Origin of the sequence: Acinetobacter sp. Root1280, assembly GCF_001425285.1 — a bacterium.
GTDB classification, from domain to species: Bacteria; Pseudomonadota; Gammaproteobacteria; order Pseudomonadales; family Moraxellaceae; genus Acinetobacter; species Acinetobacter guillouiae.
Window position 1 is genome coordinate 102638 of the sequence record NZ_LMED01000005.1, and the last position, 17348, is coordinate 119985.

Genomic DNA, 17348 nt, shown 5'->3' on the forward strand with positions numbered 1-17348 from the left:
TATTTTCTTAGGCAAATAACTCCATTTTCAAGATGGTTTCGACATGATGTTTAAACGAGTGTTGGTCTAGACCTTTTAAGCCAAGTTGATAGATTCCTTCTAAACCACAAACAAAAGCAATCAGCCGCCAAGCAATGTCTTGGCTACTGCTGGCTGTAGCAATTTTAAATTCTTGTTGGGCGATGCCGTGTTCAATCGCTGTAACCAAGGCAACATGCCATTGTTCCATCGTAATATTATAAGCTTTTTTAATTTCAGGATCTTGGTCGATTAAAATCTCAGCTTCATTCCAGAGTCGTAAATAGGGTTGAGTTTGTTCAATATTTTCAAAACCCAGTAAAAGAGATAAACGTTCAAAACTACTGTCGGTTTTAATTTGATCTTCTACTTCATTGAGTTGATCCATCAATTCAATAAAAACTTCGGCCTTTAAATGCGAACTTGATTCAAAGTGATGATGTACTTGTCCTGTTGAAACTTGTGCTTCTGCGGCAATACGGCGCACTGTTAATCCATTCAATCCATCTTGTAATGCAACACGCTTTGCTGCATCCAAAATCATAGTACGACGTTGTTCTCGGTTTAAATAGTTCATCACTTTCAATACAACAAAATTTACAAAACAAATATTAAACAAAGTTGGACGTTTGTTCAAGTCTGGTTATAATGATTAAACTTGAACAAGTGTCCAACTTTAATTAGGTGTGTTATGTACCGCAATTGGGTGATTTTGGCAATCATCGTTTTAATTTATTTACCAGTTTCAATTGATGCAACGGTTTTGCATGTTGCCATCCCAACATTGAGTGCTGCGTTATCACTATCCAGTAATGAAATGCTCTGGGTGATAGATATCTATTCACTGATCATGGCAGGCTTGATTTTACCCATGGGGGCATTGGGGGATCGTATTGGTTTTAAACGGCTGATGCTGATTGGTGCTGGTATTTTTGGTGTGGCTTCTCTCATGGCTGCTTTTGCAAGTTCAGCCTATATGTTGATCGCTGCCAGAGCATTTCTTGGTGTAGGCGCTGCCATGATTTTACCTGCAACCTTGGCAGGTGTTCGAAATACCTTTTTAGATGAAAAACAACGTAATTATGCTTTAGGTATTTGGGGAACTGTTGGCGGTGGTGGAGCCGCTTTTGGTCCACTTTTGGGTGGTTTTATTCTGGAACATTTTTCATGGGGAACTGTGTTTCTGATTAATGTGCCAATTATTATTTTGGTCTTGGTGTTGACGACATGGCTGGTGCCAAAGCAAGCAGTACAAACCAAACAACCTTTAAATCTATTACAAGCGCTCATTTTGGTCACTGCAATCTTAATGCTGATTTATTCGATTAAGACCTCTATCTATGCGTTTAGTGTAGGGATGATTTTGATTTTTGTACTTGGATTGGGATTGTTGGTGGGATTTATCCGCCATCAATTGAAAACAACCCAACCGATGATCGATTTTAGTCTATTTAAGAATCCTGTGATTTCAACCAGTATTGTGATGGCAATGGTGGCTATGATTGCATTAGTTGGTTTTGAGCTACTCCTTTCACAAGAATTACAGTTTGTGTATGGATATAGCCCATTGGAAGCAGGTTTGTTTATTTTACCCTTTATGATTGCAATCAGTATCGGTGGACCTTTTACTAGTATTTTAATGAATCACTATGGTTTAAGACCTGTTGCAACTGTTGGGATGCTGATGTGTGCCTTATGTTTCTTTGGTTTGGCCATGACCAATTTTGACATTGATTATATTCAAGCTTGGGTGTGGATGGTGCTGATGGGGATCAGTGTTGAAATCGCGTTATTATCCTCTACAGCAGCTATTATGTCTGCTGTACCTCCACAAAAAGCAACGGCTGCTGGTGCAATTGAAGGCATGGCATATGAGTTAGGTGCAGGTCTTGGGATTGCGATTTTTGGACTATTGTTGTCTATATTTTATGCGCATTCGATTATCTTACCTGATCATTTACCGCTGAATATCGTAGCTCAAGCAAGTTCTTCTATTGGTGAGGCATTATTGCTGAGCAAACAATTAGAACCTGCATTGATGCAACAGGTAAAACAAGCTGCTTTTGAAGCATTTATTCATTCGCATAGTAAAGTCTTGGGTATTTCGGGTCTGATGTTCCTAGTTTTATCTGTATTTGTTTGGCGTGCTTTACCTGTAAAGAAACAGCTAGCAGTCTAAAATATTGCGCATAATTAAAATTATGCGCTTATTTTTTACATTTAGATTTTACAGTATGAAAAAATGAGTTTGGTGAAGCGATTGAAAAACTTTAGCAAGCTTAAATTGTGATTTGTTTAACAGTGCCACGGCAGTGTTTTTTAAAGTAAAATAGCTACTGTGTGTTTTTAAATCTATTTAAGAGATAGATAAACTTTATGTTGTAAAGCACAGTGTCAAATTAGAAGAAATTGATCGAATTATCTCTAATAAAAAATAACTCTACAGTTCTTCATTCACTAATCAGTAAAAAAACAGTATCCTTAGACCTGTAACTAGGAGCTTCCATGTATCAGGTACTTGCACGTAAATATCGCCCACGTAACTTTAATGAATTGGTCGGACAGAATCACGTTTCACGTGCACTGACCAGTGCTTTAGATCGTGGACGTTTACACCATGCCTATTTATTTACTGGAACACGTGGGGTGGGGAAAACCACAATTGCTCGAATTTTAGCGAAATGTTTAAATTGTGAAACAGGGGTAACCTCTACACCTTGTGAAGTTTGTGCAACCTGTAAGGCGGTAAATGAAGGGCGCTTTATTGACCTTATTGAAATCGATGCGGCATCACGGACTAAAGTCGAAGACACACGCGAGTTGCTCGACAATGTACCTTATGCACCGACCCAAGGGCGATTTAAGGTATATTTGATCGATGAGGTACATATGCTTTCGACGCATTCATTTAATGCGTTATTGAAAACATTGGAAGAACCGCCTGAACATGTAAAATTTTTATTTGCGACAACAGATCCACAAAAATTACCAATTACGGTGATTTCACGTTGCTTGCAATTTACATTACGTCCATTGGCTGTAGATGAAATTACCCATCACCTTACAGATATTTTAAATAAAGAAGAAATTTCATCAGAGCAAGATGCGATTTGGCAAATTGCTGAATCTGCCCAAGGTTCATTACGTGATGCATTGTCTTTAACTGACCAAGCAATTGCCTATGGTCAAGGTGCAATTCATCATCAAGATGTCAAAGAAATGCTGGGTTTGATTGATAGAACCATTATTTATGATTTGATCTTGGCAATTCATCAAAACCAAAATGCACGTGTCAGCCAATTATTACTACAATTTAGGCAACAGGCTTTAGATGTTTCATTGGTTTTAGATCAGTTTATTTCGACTTTGCATGAGTTGGCAATGTTGCAATATTTGCCTGATTTAAGTCTAAAATACAGTGCTGAAATTAATCAAAAAATTATGCAGTTATCAAAAATTGTCTCTGCACAAGATTTACAGCTTTATTATCAAATTGCCAGTAAAGGTAGAGCGGAGCTACAACTTGCAGTAACACAAGAGCAAGGCTTTGAAATGACAGTATTGCGTTTACTGGCATTTAGACCGATGCAAATCAATGAAATTGTAGTCTCTCAAGCTCAACAACCACAAAACAATCATAATATCGATCAAGTTGCTATTTCACAGCAACCGCATCAAGCATCTGTTCAAACGGGGCTTGTGCAACAAGCACAGATTCAGCAAGAGCAAATTCAACAAGAGCCAGCTCATCAACAGCAGGCTCAGCAAGTACCTGTTGAAAAAAACAGTGAACAACAAAATGTAGCTTTGGATGTGAGTTCTCAATCAGAAACTTACGCACCATTAGCGGAAGCTGAGGTACAGCAAGCGAAGGTTGAGATCAATTCACAGAATGTAGTGAGTGATTTAGACCCTGCTTTTGACGAAGTTGAAGATCAGCAAGCTCAACAGCAAAGTGTTGACCATGAACCGAGTAGTGATGACTATTTAGATGACTTGGCTGAGGAAGTACAACAAAGCACTGTGGTTGAAGCAACGGCTCATAATAGTCAAGGTGTTGAAGCGCAGCCGCCAATTATTCAAGAGAAAATTGACGTAGAAAATGCAGAACCAAGTTTAACCTTGTTTGGTGCTGAGTTGAGTCAACCGAAAAATACCACGTCTCCGTCTAGTCCAAATCAAGATGTATTCTTTTTAGCACCTGAAAATCAGGATCAAAATGTTGAAATTGAATTGATTGAGCCTATTCATTCTCAAACAGATACTCCAGCTCAAGTTTCTAATATTACCCCTGAAATAGAACACGGATCTTGTTCTGAGGAACAAACGCCGCAACAGATACTTGCCTTAAAATTACAGATCTTAGAAGGTGAGTGGACGGTTGAAAAATGGGAGTATTGGTTTAGAAATAGCTCACTTTCTCCAGCTGTTCAAGAACTTGCACAGCATGGGTTAATGACAGGGGATGTGAATGGTCAATCTATTTTTCAAATTTCACAAAAATATGAAAAATTACTGAACCAAGCACAACATGACCTTGAGGCAAAATTAAAACAGCAATGGCCGAGTACTTTGTTTACAGTGCAATATGGTGAAGTTGAGTCGACTACACCTTATATGATGCAAAACGAACGTAAGCTTCGAGCTTATGATCGTGCCAGTGAAATGCTTCAAAAAGAGCCTTTGGTTAAAAGCTTAATTGAAGCATTGGATGGAAAGTTGGAAAATATTCAGCTCAAAGCCTAATTTTTAAAAAACATTTAGATTAAATATCGTTTTAAACAAGCTCAATTTAACTGGAATTGGGCTTGTTTTTATTCCACTGTATTTTGCCGAAATTTAGGCAATATTCACAATCCTTTTCTGCCTGTGCCAAGGTAAATCATTTTAAAATCTCATCAGGTTCTCAATTTATATAAGAATTTTAATTCAAATTATGATGATCAATCTGGCATTTATAGACGTTGTTATGCTGAAAATCACTTGTTTTAAATATTTTTATGGTTATAATTGCGGCAACTTTAATTAGCGGAGACCCTAAGTGGCAAATTGTTCATCGAGGCGCTGTAGTTTATATACAGCCATTATTCGTATCTGAGCAAGAGAGCACTGCCTTTAGGAAAGCTGTCTTGCAATGAGACAGTTATAATCTGATTTTAAACTACATCCCCATTTTGACGTGAAGCAGCTCAATTTTGACTTTAATTAGTTCAATTTTGGCTTGTTTTTGTGCGCACTTAGATTCATGCCGCCTCAGCAATGAGGATTACGGATGGTAATCAATCAACTTTGTATGATAGAAACGGCACTGATTACAGGCTGCTTTTTATTACTTATTATTCATAAATCAGCATATGCAGATCCTGTATTAATCACAGATGATGCAACTGTTGCTGATCTGTATACTTGCCATTTTGAAAGTAATATAAACTTTTATAAACATCAGGAGGTTAATTCCAGTTTTTCTCCAGTATGTGGTATCGCCAAAAATTTGGAATTAAGTTTTCAGCTGGATGATCATGTTCAAAATAAGAATCGCCATGATGTGATATCAGGTCAATTCAAACGTAATTTGAAAGCAGTGGATTCGAATAGTTGGGGCGCTGCCGCATCCTTAACAATAAGCCGAAATATGTATGGTGATGACCACTCTAGTTGGAAAGTGAATCTCCCCGTAACTTATTTATTACTGGATGATCGGTTATTTTTAAATGGTAACATCTCCTATGAACATCAGGGCAATACTCAGTATGTTTTAGCTGCAATTTCAAGCAATTATTGGATCAATGCTAAAACTTCGCTCAGTGCAGAAATCTTTAATCAAGATCATCAGTCTGTATTTTTTCAAACCGCATTTGGTTATGAGTTGATTCAAGATTTTGTCAGGGTCCAAGTGGCTTATGCAGATCGATTTGACCACCATCATGATCGCTGGTTTGGGCTGGGAGCTGAGTTTCTCACCAATTTTAAGCTCATAAAAAAATCATCTAATTCAATTCCTGTTCAATAGGAAGAAGTCTTTATTGCCAAAAAAGGAGAACATTATGCTTCATAATCTATGGCAACGTTTATTTTCTAATTTCATCAAAAAATATCATATTCAACACTTATTTGAACGTCATCGCTCATTTAAAGAATTACATCAAGCCAGTTATGCCAGTGAAATTAGTAAAAAGCTTTCACAAAGTTTGATCAATGCTTCCTATGTAGCTTCAGAGCAATTGCTCAATCATTTAAATACAACAGAGCAAGGCTTGTCAGCAAAGCAGGTTGAACAACGACAAGAACAATTTGGATTAAATGAGCTTGCGCATGAAAAACCACTGCCGTGGTGGAAGCATCTTTGGTATGCCTATCGCAATCCATTTAATATTTTACTTACCATTTTGGCTTTGGTGGCTTTCTTTACCGACGATATAGAAGGCACAATTATTATTACAACCATGGTTGTACTTTCTACGGTGTTGCGCTATTGGCAAGAGTTTAAGTCAAATAAAGCAGCCGCTGCATTAAAAGCAATGGTAAGTAATACGGCTACAGTGATTCGTCAAGTAGATTGGGATGCCCCAGACCTTGAAACCCTGCAATACGACCTAGATCAAGGATCTCAACAGGTTGAACTTGCGATCCAAGATTTGGTCCCTGGTGACATCATTTTATTGTCTGCTGGAGATATGATCCCTGCGGATTGTCGAATTATCTTTGCAAAAGATCTGTTTGTTTCACAAGCGTCGATGACAGGTGAATCTATTCCTGTAGAAAAGTTTGCTGATCAAAAAGATCACACCCTGCAAAATGCATTGGAACTGGAAAATATTGTTTTTATGGGAACCAATATTGTGTCTGGTTCTGCAAAAGCGGTGGTGGTAAATACTGGGACACAAACCTATTTTGGGGCATTGGCACACCGAGTATCCCATGCAGATCGTGCAACGACTTCATTTCAAATGGGGGTAAATAAAGTCAGTTGGTTATTGATTCGATTTATGTTGATCATGGCGCCAGTTGTATTATTTATCAATGGCTTTACCAAAGGTGATTGGAGTGAAGCATTGCTATTTGCTTTATCTGTAGCTGTGGGTTTAACACCTGAAATGTTGCCGATGATCGTGACCTCAACATTGGCCAAAGGTGCAGTATTTTTATCTCGTAAAAAAGTTATCGTTAAACGTTTAGATGCGATTCAAAATTTTGGCGCAATGGATGTTTTATGCACAGATAAAACAGGTACCTTGACTGAGGATAAAATTTGTTTATCACAACATGTCGATGTAAATGGCAAGACATCACAACGTGTATTGGTACAGGCTTACTTAAATAGCTATTACCAAAGAGGGCTGAAAAATTTACTGGATGCTGCAATTTTGGACCATGCTGCACAAGACTTACAGGATCTAAATTTTAAATTTAAGAAGCTTGATGAAGTACCATTTGATTTTGTGCGTCGACGTATGTCAGTAGTGGTCAGAACCTTACAAGGTAACGCACGTATCATCACTAAAGGTGCGGCAGAGGAAATGCTGAAAGTCTGTTCGCATATAGAGATAAATGACAAGATTGAGCTATTAACACCAGCCCATCTTGAGGCGATTCAAGAAAAAATACGCCAATTTAATCTTGAAGGTTTACGTGTTATTGCCATCGCGTATCGAGATTTTAGTGGTAAATCAGATGACTTTTCTGTCGCAGATGAAAGTAATTTGATTTTAACTGGGTATCTAACTTTCTTGGATCCTCCTAAAAAATCCGCTGCACCTGCTTTAGCTCAATTGGCAGCGCATGGCGTCAATGTCAAAGTGCTTACAGGTGATAATGAGTTTGTTACTCAAAAGGTCTGCAAAGAACTTGGTCTGGACTGTGAACATGTTCTTTTAGGTGGGCATGTTGAGAACATGACTGATGAAGAACTAAAATTTGCCGTTGAATATACACAGGTATTTGCCAAATTAAGTCCAGTTCACAAAGAACGTATTGTGATGCAGCTGAAAGAGAATGGACATGTGGTTGGATTTCTAGGCGATGGAATCAATGATGCGGCTGCGATACGTAGTGCTGATATTGGAATTTCGGTTGATACAGCAGTGGATATAGCCAAAGAGTCAGCAGATTTAATTTTACTTGAAAAAAGTTTAATGGTGCTTGAAGAAGGCGTGCTAGAGGGACGACGTACATTTGCCAATATGCTGAAATATATCAAAATGACGGCAAGTTCAAATTTTGGTAATGTTTTTTCGGTATTAGTAGCAAGTGCTTTTATTCCGTTTTTACCCATGCTACCGATTCATTTGCTGGTACAGAACTTACTTTATGATGTATCACAAATCGCCATTCCATTTGACAATGTTGATGATGAGTTGATCGAAAAACCGCAAAGCTGGAAACCAAATGAAATTGGCCGTTTTATGATTTTCTTTGGGCCACTTAGTTCGATCTTTGACATTTTGACCTTTGCTCTCATGTGGTTTGTATTTCATGCAAATTCGCCAGAAAAGCAAACATTATTTCAATCCGGTTGGTTTGTCGTGGGGCTACTAACACAAACGATTATTGTGCATATGATTCGTACAGAAAAAATACCATTTATTCAAAGTCGTGCGGCAATGCCTTTGATAGTCATGACCTTGGTCATTGTGGCTGTTGGTATTTTCTTACCAATGGGGCCTTTTGCTGAGTACTTAAAATTACAAGCTTTACCATTAACTTATTTCTTATTTTTACCTTTCATCTTGCTTGGCTACATGCTGGTTGTGCAACTGATGAAAAAAATTTACATCCGTCGTTACGGCTGGTAATGGAGAACTCCAATGCAACTCCAATTCATTCAACATCTAGAATTAGCGAATATGCTAGATACCTTGATTAGTTTACTTGGCGCTTTTATTTTAGGGGGATTGATCGGGTTTGAGCGACAGTATAGGCAGCGTACAGCAGGCTTAAGAACCAATGTATTAGTCGCCCTTGGCGCTGCTATATTTGTTGATATTGCCAATAACTTAACAGGTGCTGATGGTTCAGTACGGGTGATTGCTTATGTGGTTTCTGGCATTGGATTTCTTGGCGCAGGGGTAATCATGCGCCAAGAAGGGAATATTCAAGGACTCAATACTGCTGCGACCTTGTGGTGTTCTGCTGCTGTCGGTGCTGCGGCAGGTTGTGACCGCTTGGTGGAGGCTATATTAGCGACGATATTTATTTTGGCAGCCAATACTTTATTACGTCCTATTGGGCATATTATCGACCGTAAACCTTTAAATGTTGATTCGGAAATGCAACATGAAATTTATGTGGTTTGTCAAAAAGAGCACAGTAAATATGTCATGGATGAGCTGAATAAAGCTTTAAAGCGTTATCATTTTCCTGCTAAAGATTTTGATGTAGAACCTTTTGGTGAGCAAGATGTAGAGATTAGGGCGATTTTGATTGCGAATTCTGTTGAGGAAAAAGAAATTCAGCCGATTATTGAAATGTTAAATCAAATGCCTGAAGTGAGTCAGGCTTTTTGGGATCAAAATACCTTGGCTTAAAATGATGTTTATTTTTAGGGTGTCGGAGCTAAATAGTCTTAAGTGTCAATTTTTTAGGCTTAAACTATATAACGTGAGTTCGACTTAACTATATCTTTAACTTATTGAAAAGCAATGATCTTGACGGAGTCTTGCTGAACTGTCATTCAATTTCAGGATCAGCCTGCGGCTCGCCCTACTTTTGTTTCGGGATGAGGAGCGAAGCTCCGCAAGGGTAAGCATCTTGCGCAGCTTCGCTGCTCACCGCAAAACTCGTCGACGACCAGAAGCGCATTCAATGAATCGCAGAAACAATACTTTATGAATGAAGTCCTGCCTCAGACAGTTGCGGATGACGTTTCCGCGTATCATATTTCATCAAAAACTTATATCGAACTCAGGTTGTATAGTCTTGCAAAGCATCTCGCATTTTTTGTGGAATCGGGGTGCTTTTCTTTGTCTCACGCTCTACGAATACATGTACAAATTGACCTTGTGCTGAAGCTTCAGTTTTACCCTGTTTGAAAATAGCCAGATCATAGCTCAGTGATGAATTACCAATTTTTGCAATGGCGACCCCAACCTCAATAATTTCTGGATAGGTGAGTTCTTCGAGAAAATGACACGAAGAATTTACCACCAAACCAATGATGGGTGAGTGATGTATATCAAAGTCGGTTTTTTGGATCAAGAGTGCATTCGCTGCAGTATCAAAATAACTATAATAAGTCACATTATTCACATGACCATAAATATCGTTGTCTGCCCAACGTGTTTGGATGGGGAAGATAAAGGAGTATTGGGTACGTAATTTTATTTCTGGTTTCATTTGGATTATTCATTCGAATAGATAAAAAATTAACAGTGCTTTTGTGATCAATCACCAAGCCAAGGCTTTGCAAAGCTTTATAAACAAGTAACTTTATAGATGAATTTTGCATTTGTTTACAAGTGTTTTAACACAGTGCAACTATATTCAAGTGAAAAAAATAAAAAAGCTCATTAAGTCTAACCTAATGAGCTTTTACAATTTAGAACTGATTCAGTCCAAATTGATTAGAAACGATAACCAAGACCTAAATAAGTCACGATTGGTTTAATCTCAATGCTGCTTTGGCCTGAAATTAAAGTGGTTTGCCCAGCTGGCGTTGTACCATTTACATTTAATTTTGCTTTTGTTGACAAATGTGCATATGAAACAGAAGCAGTTGCATACCAATTTTTGTTGATATTGAAATCTGCACCAAGGATTGCAACAGGTGCAAAAGCGTCATCAACTTTAACCTTACCTAGTTCTGGATTATATCGACCAAGTAAAGGATTGGCTTTTAATGCATCATTGATTGCTGAATCAGTCTCAACATTTGAGAAATGAGCATACATCAAGCCTGCACCTACATAAGGACGGATCTTGTTGTTGATTGAACCAAAGTGATAACGAGCAGAAAGCGTTGGCGTATAAGCATCTGTTGTTGCAGCTTTATCAAATTTATTTAGATCAACGACAGTAACACCGTGAACTTTAATGCTACCTTGGCCAGCAAGTTCCATTTCAGGAGGAGCGCCTAAAGTTAATTCAAGTGAAACATTGTCATTGACAAAATAATCAAGCATTAAGCCTGCTGTATCCGCATTTTGTACTTCAAAACCTGCATCTGGGTTATTGGCTTGTATATTCGCCAAAGGACCTAAGTAAGGACTATTACCAGTTTTACCATTTACGCCTTGTCCTTTACTTTGAGGCATAACATGTAACCAACCAGCAGAAACACCAAAAGTTTTACCATCTGAAGTTGCTGCGTGAGAAACGTTGCTTAATCCAAATGCTGCTAATGGCAGAATTGCTAATGTAAGTTTTTTCATAGAATCATTTTCCAATACTAGTTGTCTTAATTTTCCGATTAAGATCTGGCGCGATTTTAGAGTAATTATTTTAAAAATTAAATAAAAATTAAATAAAAACTAATTACTAGCTAGTCATAAAATAAACATTTAATGGGTTAATGGTTTGATAATTAATCATTTTTAAATAAAATCTTTAAAAAAACTTTAAGTGCGATTGATTAAAAAATATAACAAAACGACGCAATAGGATGGTTTTTTTCATATTTTGAGAATAATCAAGTTTAATTTTAATGCTGTATTTTTACAAGATTATAAATTTTGTTCAAAATTTAGGTCGATTTGATCGGATGCGGTCCGCATATTTCAAACACAAATTATAGGTCATATGATAGATATTTTGATACTTTTAAATAAAACACTCAGCGAGTATGTCTCAATTGTACTTCATGTTTATTCAAGATTTTTCATAAATCAAAAAATGATCATGTTGAGGGAGTCATATTGGTATTGAAAGAGCCTTCTCCCACTGGAAGAAGGCTAGGATGAGGGCGCTTTTATATTGATTTATGCTTTTAAAAAGGACCTATGAAAGAAGTCTATTTAAAAGTGCATTCAATAAATCAATGCATGATCAATGTTGATAAATTTTAATAAATCGCCTGATAAATTTTTAATGCATCTGCGTGGAGTAGAGGCCTTGGATTATTTTGTAAAAGACGGGTTTGTAGCATTGCATCGGATGCCAATCTATCCAGTTGCTGCTCGTGTACATTTAAATCGCGCAATTTCAAAGTCAAACCACTGTGATCCAAGTGTCTCTGCATATGATCAATAAATAAGTCACATAAGCCTTCTGTACTGCCTTTACTATAAGGATCAAGCCATTGCATTAACTCTGCATAAAGTGCTTTTGCATCAGGCGCATTGAATTTTAACACTTCCAATAAAACCAAAGCGTTAGTATGTCCATGTGATAAATGAAAATGACCACCTAAGGGATATGCTAAAGCGTGTACGGCACCTACAGGAGCGTTGGCAAAAGCCTGCCCTGCAAGCATAGAACCAACCAGCATATTTTGACGAGCTGCTAAATTTGTACCATCCGCCAGGACCAATTTTAAATTTTTATTTAAAAGTTTAAGGGCTTGTTTAGCAAGCATGTCTGCATAAAAATTCTTTTTAATTTTAGAGGTATAGGCTTCAATGGCATGCACCATCGCATCTATGCCTGTTGCTGCTGTGATAGGTGCAGGTAGGCCTGAGGTAAATGTTGCATCTAGAATTGCCACATCGGCATATAAAATGGGGGAAACGATACCTGTTTTGGTGGTTTCACCTGTAGTGACAATTGAAATGGGGGTGACTTCAGAGCCTGTGCCAGCGGTGGTTGGAATGAGAATTAAAGGAAGGCGAGGGCCTTTGACATTATTGACCCCATAGATTTCCTGAATACTTTGTGATTGCTTTGGATTTGCCAATATCGCGATGAGTTTGGCAACATCCATAGAGCTACCACCACCAAAGCCAATAACTACATCTACTTGATTGTCTTTGGCGAATTGAACTGCCGATAAAACAATTTGCTCTGCTGGATCTGCCTGTACATCGGCATAAATTTCATAGTCTAAATTGCATTGCGATAAAATTTTTAATAGCGGCAAATGCAGTGCGTGTTGAATCATACCTGCATCTGTCACGATTAATGCTTTGTGGTATTGATTGCCTAATACTGTGCTGAGCTCTTGGATTGATCCTAAACCTGAAATAATATTGGCTACAGTTTGGAATTGAAAATGACTCATATGTATTATCCTTAATCTATCATCACAAATTAAACATTATTGTTTTAAGGTTCTATAGGATTCGCCTGCTAAATAACTTAACATAAGACTTTATAAAAGAAATGATCATTTGAGGTTGTTATGTCATCCAAAATGCCATACAAAGTTTTATGTGTGTGCTTAGGAAATATTTGTCGCTCACCCACAGCAGAGGTGGTTTTACGACACTATTGTGATGAAAAACGATTAAATGTAGTTGTGGATTCAGCTGGAACGAGCAATTATCATCCAAATAAATCACCTGATAGTCGCAGTCAAAAACATGCAATAAAAAGAGGCTATGATCTTTCTGGGTTACGTGCTAGACAATTAAAAATACAAGACTTTTTAGAGTTTGATTTGATTCTTGCCATGGATCATCAGAATTTTGCGGATATACAGCATTTGTATAACCTAGCCAGTAGCCAATTTGGTCTTGCTCAAATCAAAGCTAAAATTGCTTTAATGAGTGAGCATGATCACGTTTATCCACAACAGGCGCTTCCAGATCCTTATTACGGTGAAGCTGATGGATTTGAACGTGTACTTGATCAGTGTGAATCGAGTAGTTTGGCTTGGGTACATGTGTTTCAACAACAGTTTTAATGCAAGTGATTGAAATATTTTTAGGAAATAAATTTAAGTTATGAATATTGAATCACAGGTTCAGCTCAAACCCTTTAATACATTGAGTTTGAACTCGATTGCATCACATTATGTCAAAATACAATCTATCGTAGATCTTCAACAAGCGTTGCAGTTTTCTAAAGCACACGATTTAAACGTTTTACTGCTTTCAGGGGGCAGCAATATGATGCTGCCTGAGCATATTCATGCGCTTGTAGTTGCTATAGATATACAAGGTATTGAATTTTTAAGTGAAGATGCCGAAAGTAAAACAATCAAAGTGGGTGCAGGGCAAGTTTGGCATGACTTTGTATTGTGGACGACAACGCAACAACTTTATGGTTTACAAAACTTGGCTTTGATTCCGGGCTTAGTCGGCGCATCGCCTGTGCAAAATATTGGCGCGTATGGTGTTGAAGTTGGTGAATTTATTCAATCTGTAGAAGTCTACGATCGTCAATCAGCACAGACACTTTCAATTCAAGCACAAGATTGCCATTTTTCTTATCGACACAGTATTTTTAAAGATGATCCAGATCGTTATGTGATTACCCATGTGATTTTTAAATTACTTAAACATGCTGATTTAAAAGTAAATTATGGGGATTTAAAAGATGCAATGATGGATGATATGAGTGCTGAAAACTTACAAAAGCAAGTGATTCATATTCGTCAAAGTAAACTCCCAGACCCAAATGAATATCCAAACGTGGGAAGTTTCTTTAAAAATCCGATTATTAAGCAACAAGAGTTTTCACAATTAATTGCAAAATTCCCTAATATTCCACATTATCCTCAAGCAGGGAATCACGTTAAAATTGCAGCGGGTTGGTTGATTGATCAATCAGGTTGGAAAGGTAAACAGCTTAATCAGGTGGGAATGTTTCATAAACAAGCTTTGGTGTTGGTGAATTATGCCGATGCAACATTGACAGATGTACGCGCAACGTATCAGGCAGTACAAAAAGATGTTTTTGAGAAGTTTGGTGTGCACTTAGAACCTGAACCTGTGCTTTATAATGAACTAGGCTTAATCGAAAACCATTAAATTGAGTAAATATATGGTCAAACCGCATTGGATGGTCAGATTTCTACGAATAATTGCCATATTATTTGTATTATTCGGCTGTTTGGTCGTTTTTTGGTACACGCCATTTTATTCGACAATGATGGTTAAAATCCTGAATAGCATTGTTCCAGTTGAAGTCAATCAGGTGGCAGCAAAGAGCCAGCAAAACGCTGCTCTTTCGGAGGCTGAAAACTTAGAACCTGGTTCTGATTTATGGATTGCTCGACAAGCCTATCTTAAGCTGATGGATGAAGCCATTAAGAGTAAAAATGCTCAGGATTTAATGCTACTCCAATTACGATATAAAGCCTTGCAAGAAAAAATTGCTGAAGATCAAAAAAATGATGATGAAGAACAAAACAAACCAGTAATTCCATTGGTGTCTGAACATGCTGCATCAGAGGTTGTTGAGAATCAATCGAACGATGTTGTTAAAAACTTATTGGATTTAAATAGTGAAGACAATAAGGCTTTAATGGATGAATATTTAACATTCTTAAAAAAACATAAAATTGATGAAAAATTACTTCAAGAAAATTCACACACATTGGCAAATGAATTGTCTAGTTCACAAGTACAAGAAGATCTTGAAAGTTTGCCTACCAAAACCAGTGAACAACCGAAGCCAATCAGTCAACCTTATGCAATTGTAGTCTTGGGCGGTGGTTTAACTTTAGATAAAAATCAAAAAGACATTATTGTGAATGACTATACCAAACTAAGACTTGAAACAACCTTAGCCTTAGAAGAGAAGGTTAAACTTCCTATTGTGCTGAGTGGTGTAGAAGCACCCTATATGCAAAAATGGTTATCTGAGCGCGGTGTTCAAGCAAAACTATTAGAAAATAGAAGCATGAACACTTGTGAAAATACACGCTTTAGTTCATTACTTTTACAGAAGAAAGGTGGTGCACCTACAGTCTTATTAATTACCGATCGTTACCATATGCCAAGAACACGTCGTTTATTTGCATTAAATGGTATCGAAACAATTCCTGTCAATGCACCAATGCCAACTCAATTAACAGCATGGCAGCCGAGCAAACAAAATTATGATCATAGTCGTAGAGCCAATTATGAAACTTTAGCAACAATCAGAGATATGTTATTTGGTTCGAGTGGCTGTAGAGAGGTGCCTTAATGGCAGATATTCCATTTTTAAATCCAACAATTCTAAAGCAACTTGACTTACCTATTCCAAGTCGAGATACAACACCACAACTATTAGAAGCTTTAAACTTAAATCGTGAATATATTCCAAATAAAGAAATAAAATCTTACCAACGTCTTTATGGTTTTGATCAACTGGACTGTGTGCAATGGCAAGGTTTTATTGATATGCCGTTGTTTAAACTCCATGTGCAAGTATTTAAACCCAATATAGATAAAATAAAAGGTACTGTGTGTTTGTTGCATGGCTATTTAGAACATAGTGGTATTTACCAACCGATTGTGAAAGAAATCCTTGAACAAGGGTTTAGTGTGATTACTTATGATTTGCCTGGGCATGGACTGAGTAATGGTTCGCCTGCAAATATTCAAAACTTTGACCATTACCAACAAGTGTTACATGCGGTCTATCAATATGTAAAAAATGCAGAGCAGCTTCCTAAGCCGTGGTTGGGAGTAGGGCAAAGTACAGGTGGTGCAATTTGGATGCATCATTTACTTGAGTATGCACAAAAACGTGAAAATCCAATTGTGGATCGGGTGTTACTGCTTTCACCATTGGTACGACCTGCAAAAACAGCGTGGTGGCATAATTCTATTGGTTTAGGAATTATTCGCAGAATTAAAAGAGAAGTTCCTCGTCACTTTAAAAGAAATAATCACAATCCTGAGTTTTTAAGATTTGTACGCCTTAAAGACCCGTTACAACCTCGAATGATGGGAATGGATTGGATTTTGGCAATGTCGAAGTGGATGTTAGAAATGGAGGCCTATCCAAAGTGCCGCATTCCGGTTTGGTTGGCACAAGGTGCACAAGACCAAACTGTAGACTGGAAATATAATATTGATTTTGTACGTCGACAATTTAGATTACAGACCTTATTGATTCTTGAAGAAGGCTCGCATCAATTGATTAATGAGCGTGCTGATATACGTGCAGCTTTAACTGGATTAATTCCTGCGTTTTTACATGCACAATCTTCTGGTGACTATTTTGAATAATAGATGTAGCTTACTTTTAAGCTGAATTTCTCAAAAATGCCTAAAAAATAGGTGAATTATGCGGTTTTTTGAATATTTAGATTAAAAAATAATCACACGATGCATTTTGTTGAAAATAGGGCTTGCGCTGGTTTAAAATCTGTATAGAATACGCAGCATCCCGACGCGATACAGCAAATGAACTTAGCTTAGAGGGTTAAGTTGTTAAATGTTTATTGCGTCTTATTTATCACTGACGAAGTGATAAATTAATCATTAAGAGAATATGAAGAACAACTTGTGTGGATTTTTACT

General features: G+C 37.4%; 13 protein-coding genes. 9 read left to right on the forward strand and 4 right to left on the reverse strand.

Going from position 1 to position 17348, the window contains the following annotated elements:
- Positions 1-7: 7 nt before the first annotated feature.
- On the reverse strand, positions 8-595 hold the full coding sequence (locus ASC84_RS06610; protein WP_056512803.1) for a TetR family transcriptional regulator: 588 nt from the start codon (positions 593-595) through the stop codon (positions 8-10).
- A 114-nt stretch (positions 596-709) separates the two neighbouring features.
- Between ASC84_RS06610 and ASC84_RS06615 the strand changes: the two genes are divergently transcribed.
- The 5 genes from ASC84_RS06615 (at position 710) to ASC84_RS06635 (ending at position 9542) form a co-directional block, all read left to right on the forward strand.
- Positions 710-2197: an MFS transporter gene (locus ASC84_RS06615; RefSeq protein ID WP_056512805.1), complete on the forward strand. Its 1488-nt coding sequence runs from the start codon at positions 710-712 to the stop codon at positions 2195-2197.
- A 326-nt stretch (positions 2198-2523) separates the two neighbouring features.
- Positions 2524-4764 (forward strand): DNA polymerase III subunit gamma/tau, encoded by a 2241-nt coding sequence (gene dnaX / locus ASC84_RS06620; protein ID WP_056512815.1) that lies wholly within the window; start codon positions 2524-2526, stop codon positions 4762-4764.
- Positions 4765-5290: 526 nt separating this feature from the next.
- A complete protein-coding gene (locus tag ASC84_RS06625; protein WP_056512817.1) occupies positions 5291-6028 on the forward strand; it encodes a hypothetical protein in 738 nt (245 codons plus the stop codon).
- Between the two features lie 34 nt (positions 6029-6062).
- Positions 6063-8810 (forward strand): magnesium-translocating P-type ATPase, encoded by a 2748-nt coding sequence (gene mgtA, locus ASC84_RS06630; protein WP_056512821.1) that lies wholly within the window; start codon positions 6063-6065, stop codon positions 8808-8810.
- 12 nt (positions 8811-8822) lie between these two features.
- Positions 8823-9542, forward strand: coding sequence for an MgtC/SapB family protein (locus ASC84_RS06635; RefSeq protein ID WP_056512824.1), 720 nt, complete (start codon positions 8823-8825; stop codon positions 9540-9542).
- A 376-nt stretch (positions 9543-9918) separates the two neighbouring features.
- Here the strand turns inward: ASC84_RS06635 and ASC84_RS06640 are convergent, their stop codons facing one another.
- From ASC84_RS06640 to ASC84_RS06650, 3 genes are all read right to left on the reverse strand, one after another.
- Complete coding sequence (locus ASC84_RS06640; RefSeq protein ID WP_056512827.1) at positions 9919-10350, reverse strand: thioesterase family protein; 432 nt, start codon at positions 10348-10350, stop codon at positions 9919-9921.
- A 227-nt stretch (positions 10351-10577) separates the two neighbouring features.
- Entirely contained in the window at positions 10578-11384 is an 807-nt protein-coding gene (locus ASC84_RS06645) for an OmpW family protein (RefSeq protein WP_056512831.1), read from the reverse strand.
- A gap of 629 nt (positions 11385-12013) precedes the next feature.
- Positions 12014-13168 carry an iron-containing alcohol dehydrogenase gene (locus ASC84_RS06650; RefSeq protein ID WP_056512833.1) on the reverse strand — a complete coding sequence of 385 codons (1155 nt, stop codon included), beginning with the start codon at positions 13166-13168 and terminating at the stop codon, positions 12014-12016.
- A 120-nt stretch (positions 13169-13288) separates the two neighbouring features.
- Here ASC84_RS06650 and ASC84_RS06655 point away from each other — a divergent pair, with 120 nt between their 5' ends.
- The 4 genes from ASC84_RS06655 to ASC84_RS06670 are packed head-to-tail and all read left to right on the forward strand — an operon-like array spanning position 13289 to position 17054.
- On the forward strand, positions 13289-13792 hold the full coding sequence (locus ASC84_RS06655) for a low molecular weight protein-tyrosine-phosphatase (protein ID WP_056512835.1): 504 nt from the start codon (positions 13289-13291) through the stop codon (positions 13790-13792).
- Between the two features lie 40 nt (positions 13793-13832).
- The gene (gene murB / locus ASC84_RS06660) at positions 13833-14861 is read left to right on the forward strand and encodes a UDP-N-acetylmuramate dehydrogenase (protein ID WP_004719558.1); all 1029 of its coding nucleotides are present in this window, start codon (positions 13833-13835) and stop codon (positions 14859-14861) included.
- 13 nt (positions 14862-14874) lie between these two features.
- Positions 14875-16023: a YdcF family protein gene (locus ASC84_RS06665; protein ID WP_056512837.1), complete on the forward strand. Its 1149-nt coding sequence runs from the start codon at positions 14875-14877 to the stop codon at positions 16021-16023.
- On the forward strand, positions 16023-17054 hold the full coding sequence (locus tag ASC84_RS06670) for an alpha/beta hydrolase (RefSeq protein WP_004719563.1): 1032 nt from the start codon (positions 16023-16025) through the stop codon (positions 17052-17054). Before ASC84_RS06665 ends, ASC84_RS06670 begins: the two co-directional genes overlap by 1 nt.
- Positions 17055-17348 lie beyond the last annotated feature (294 nt).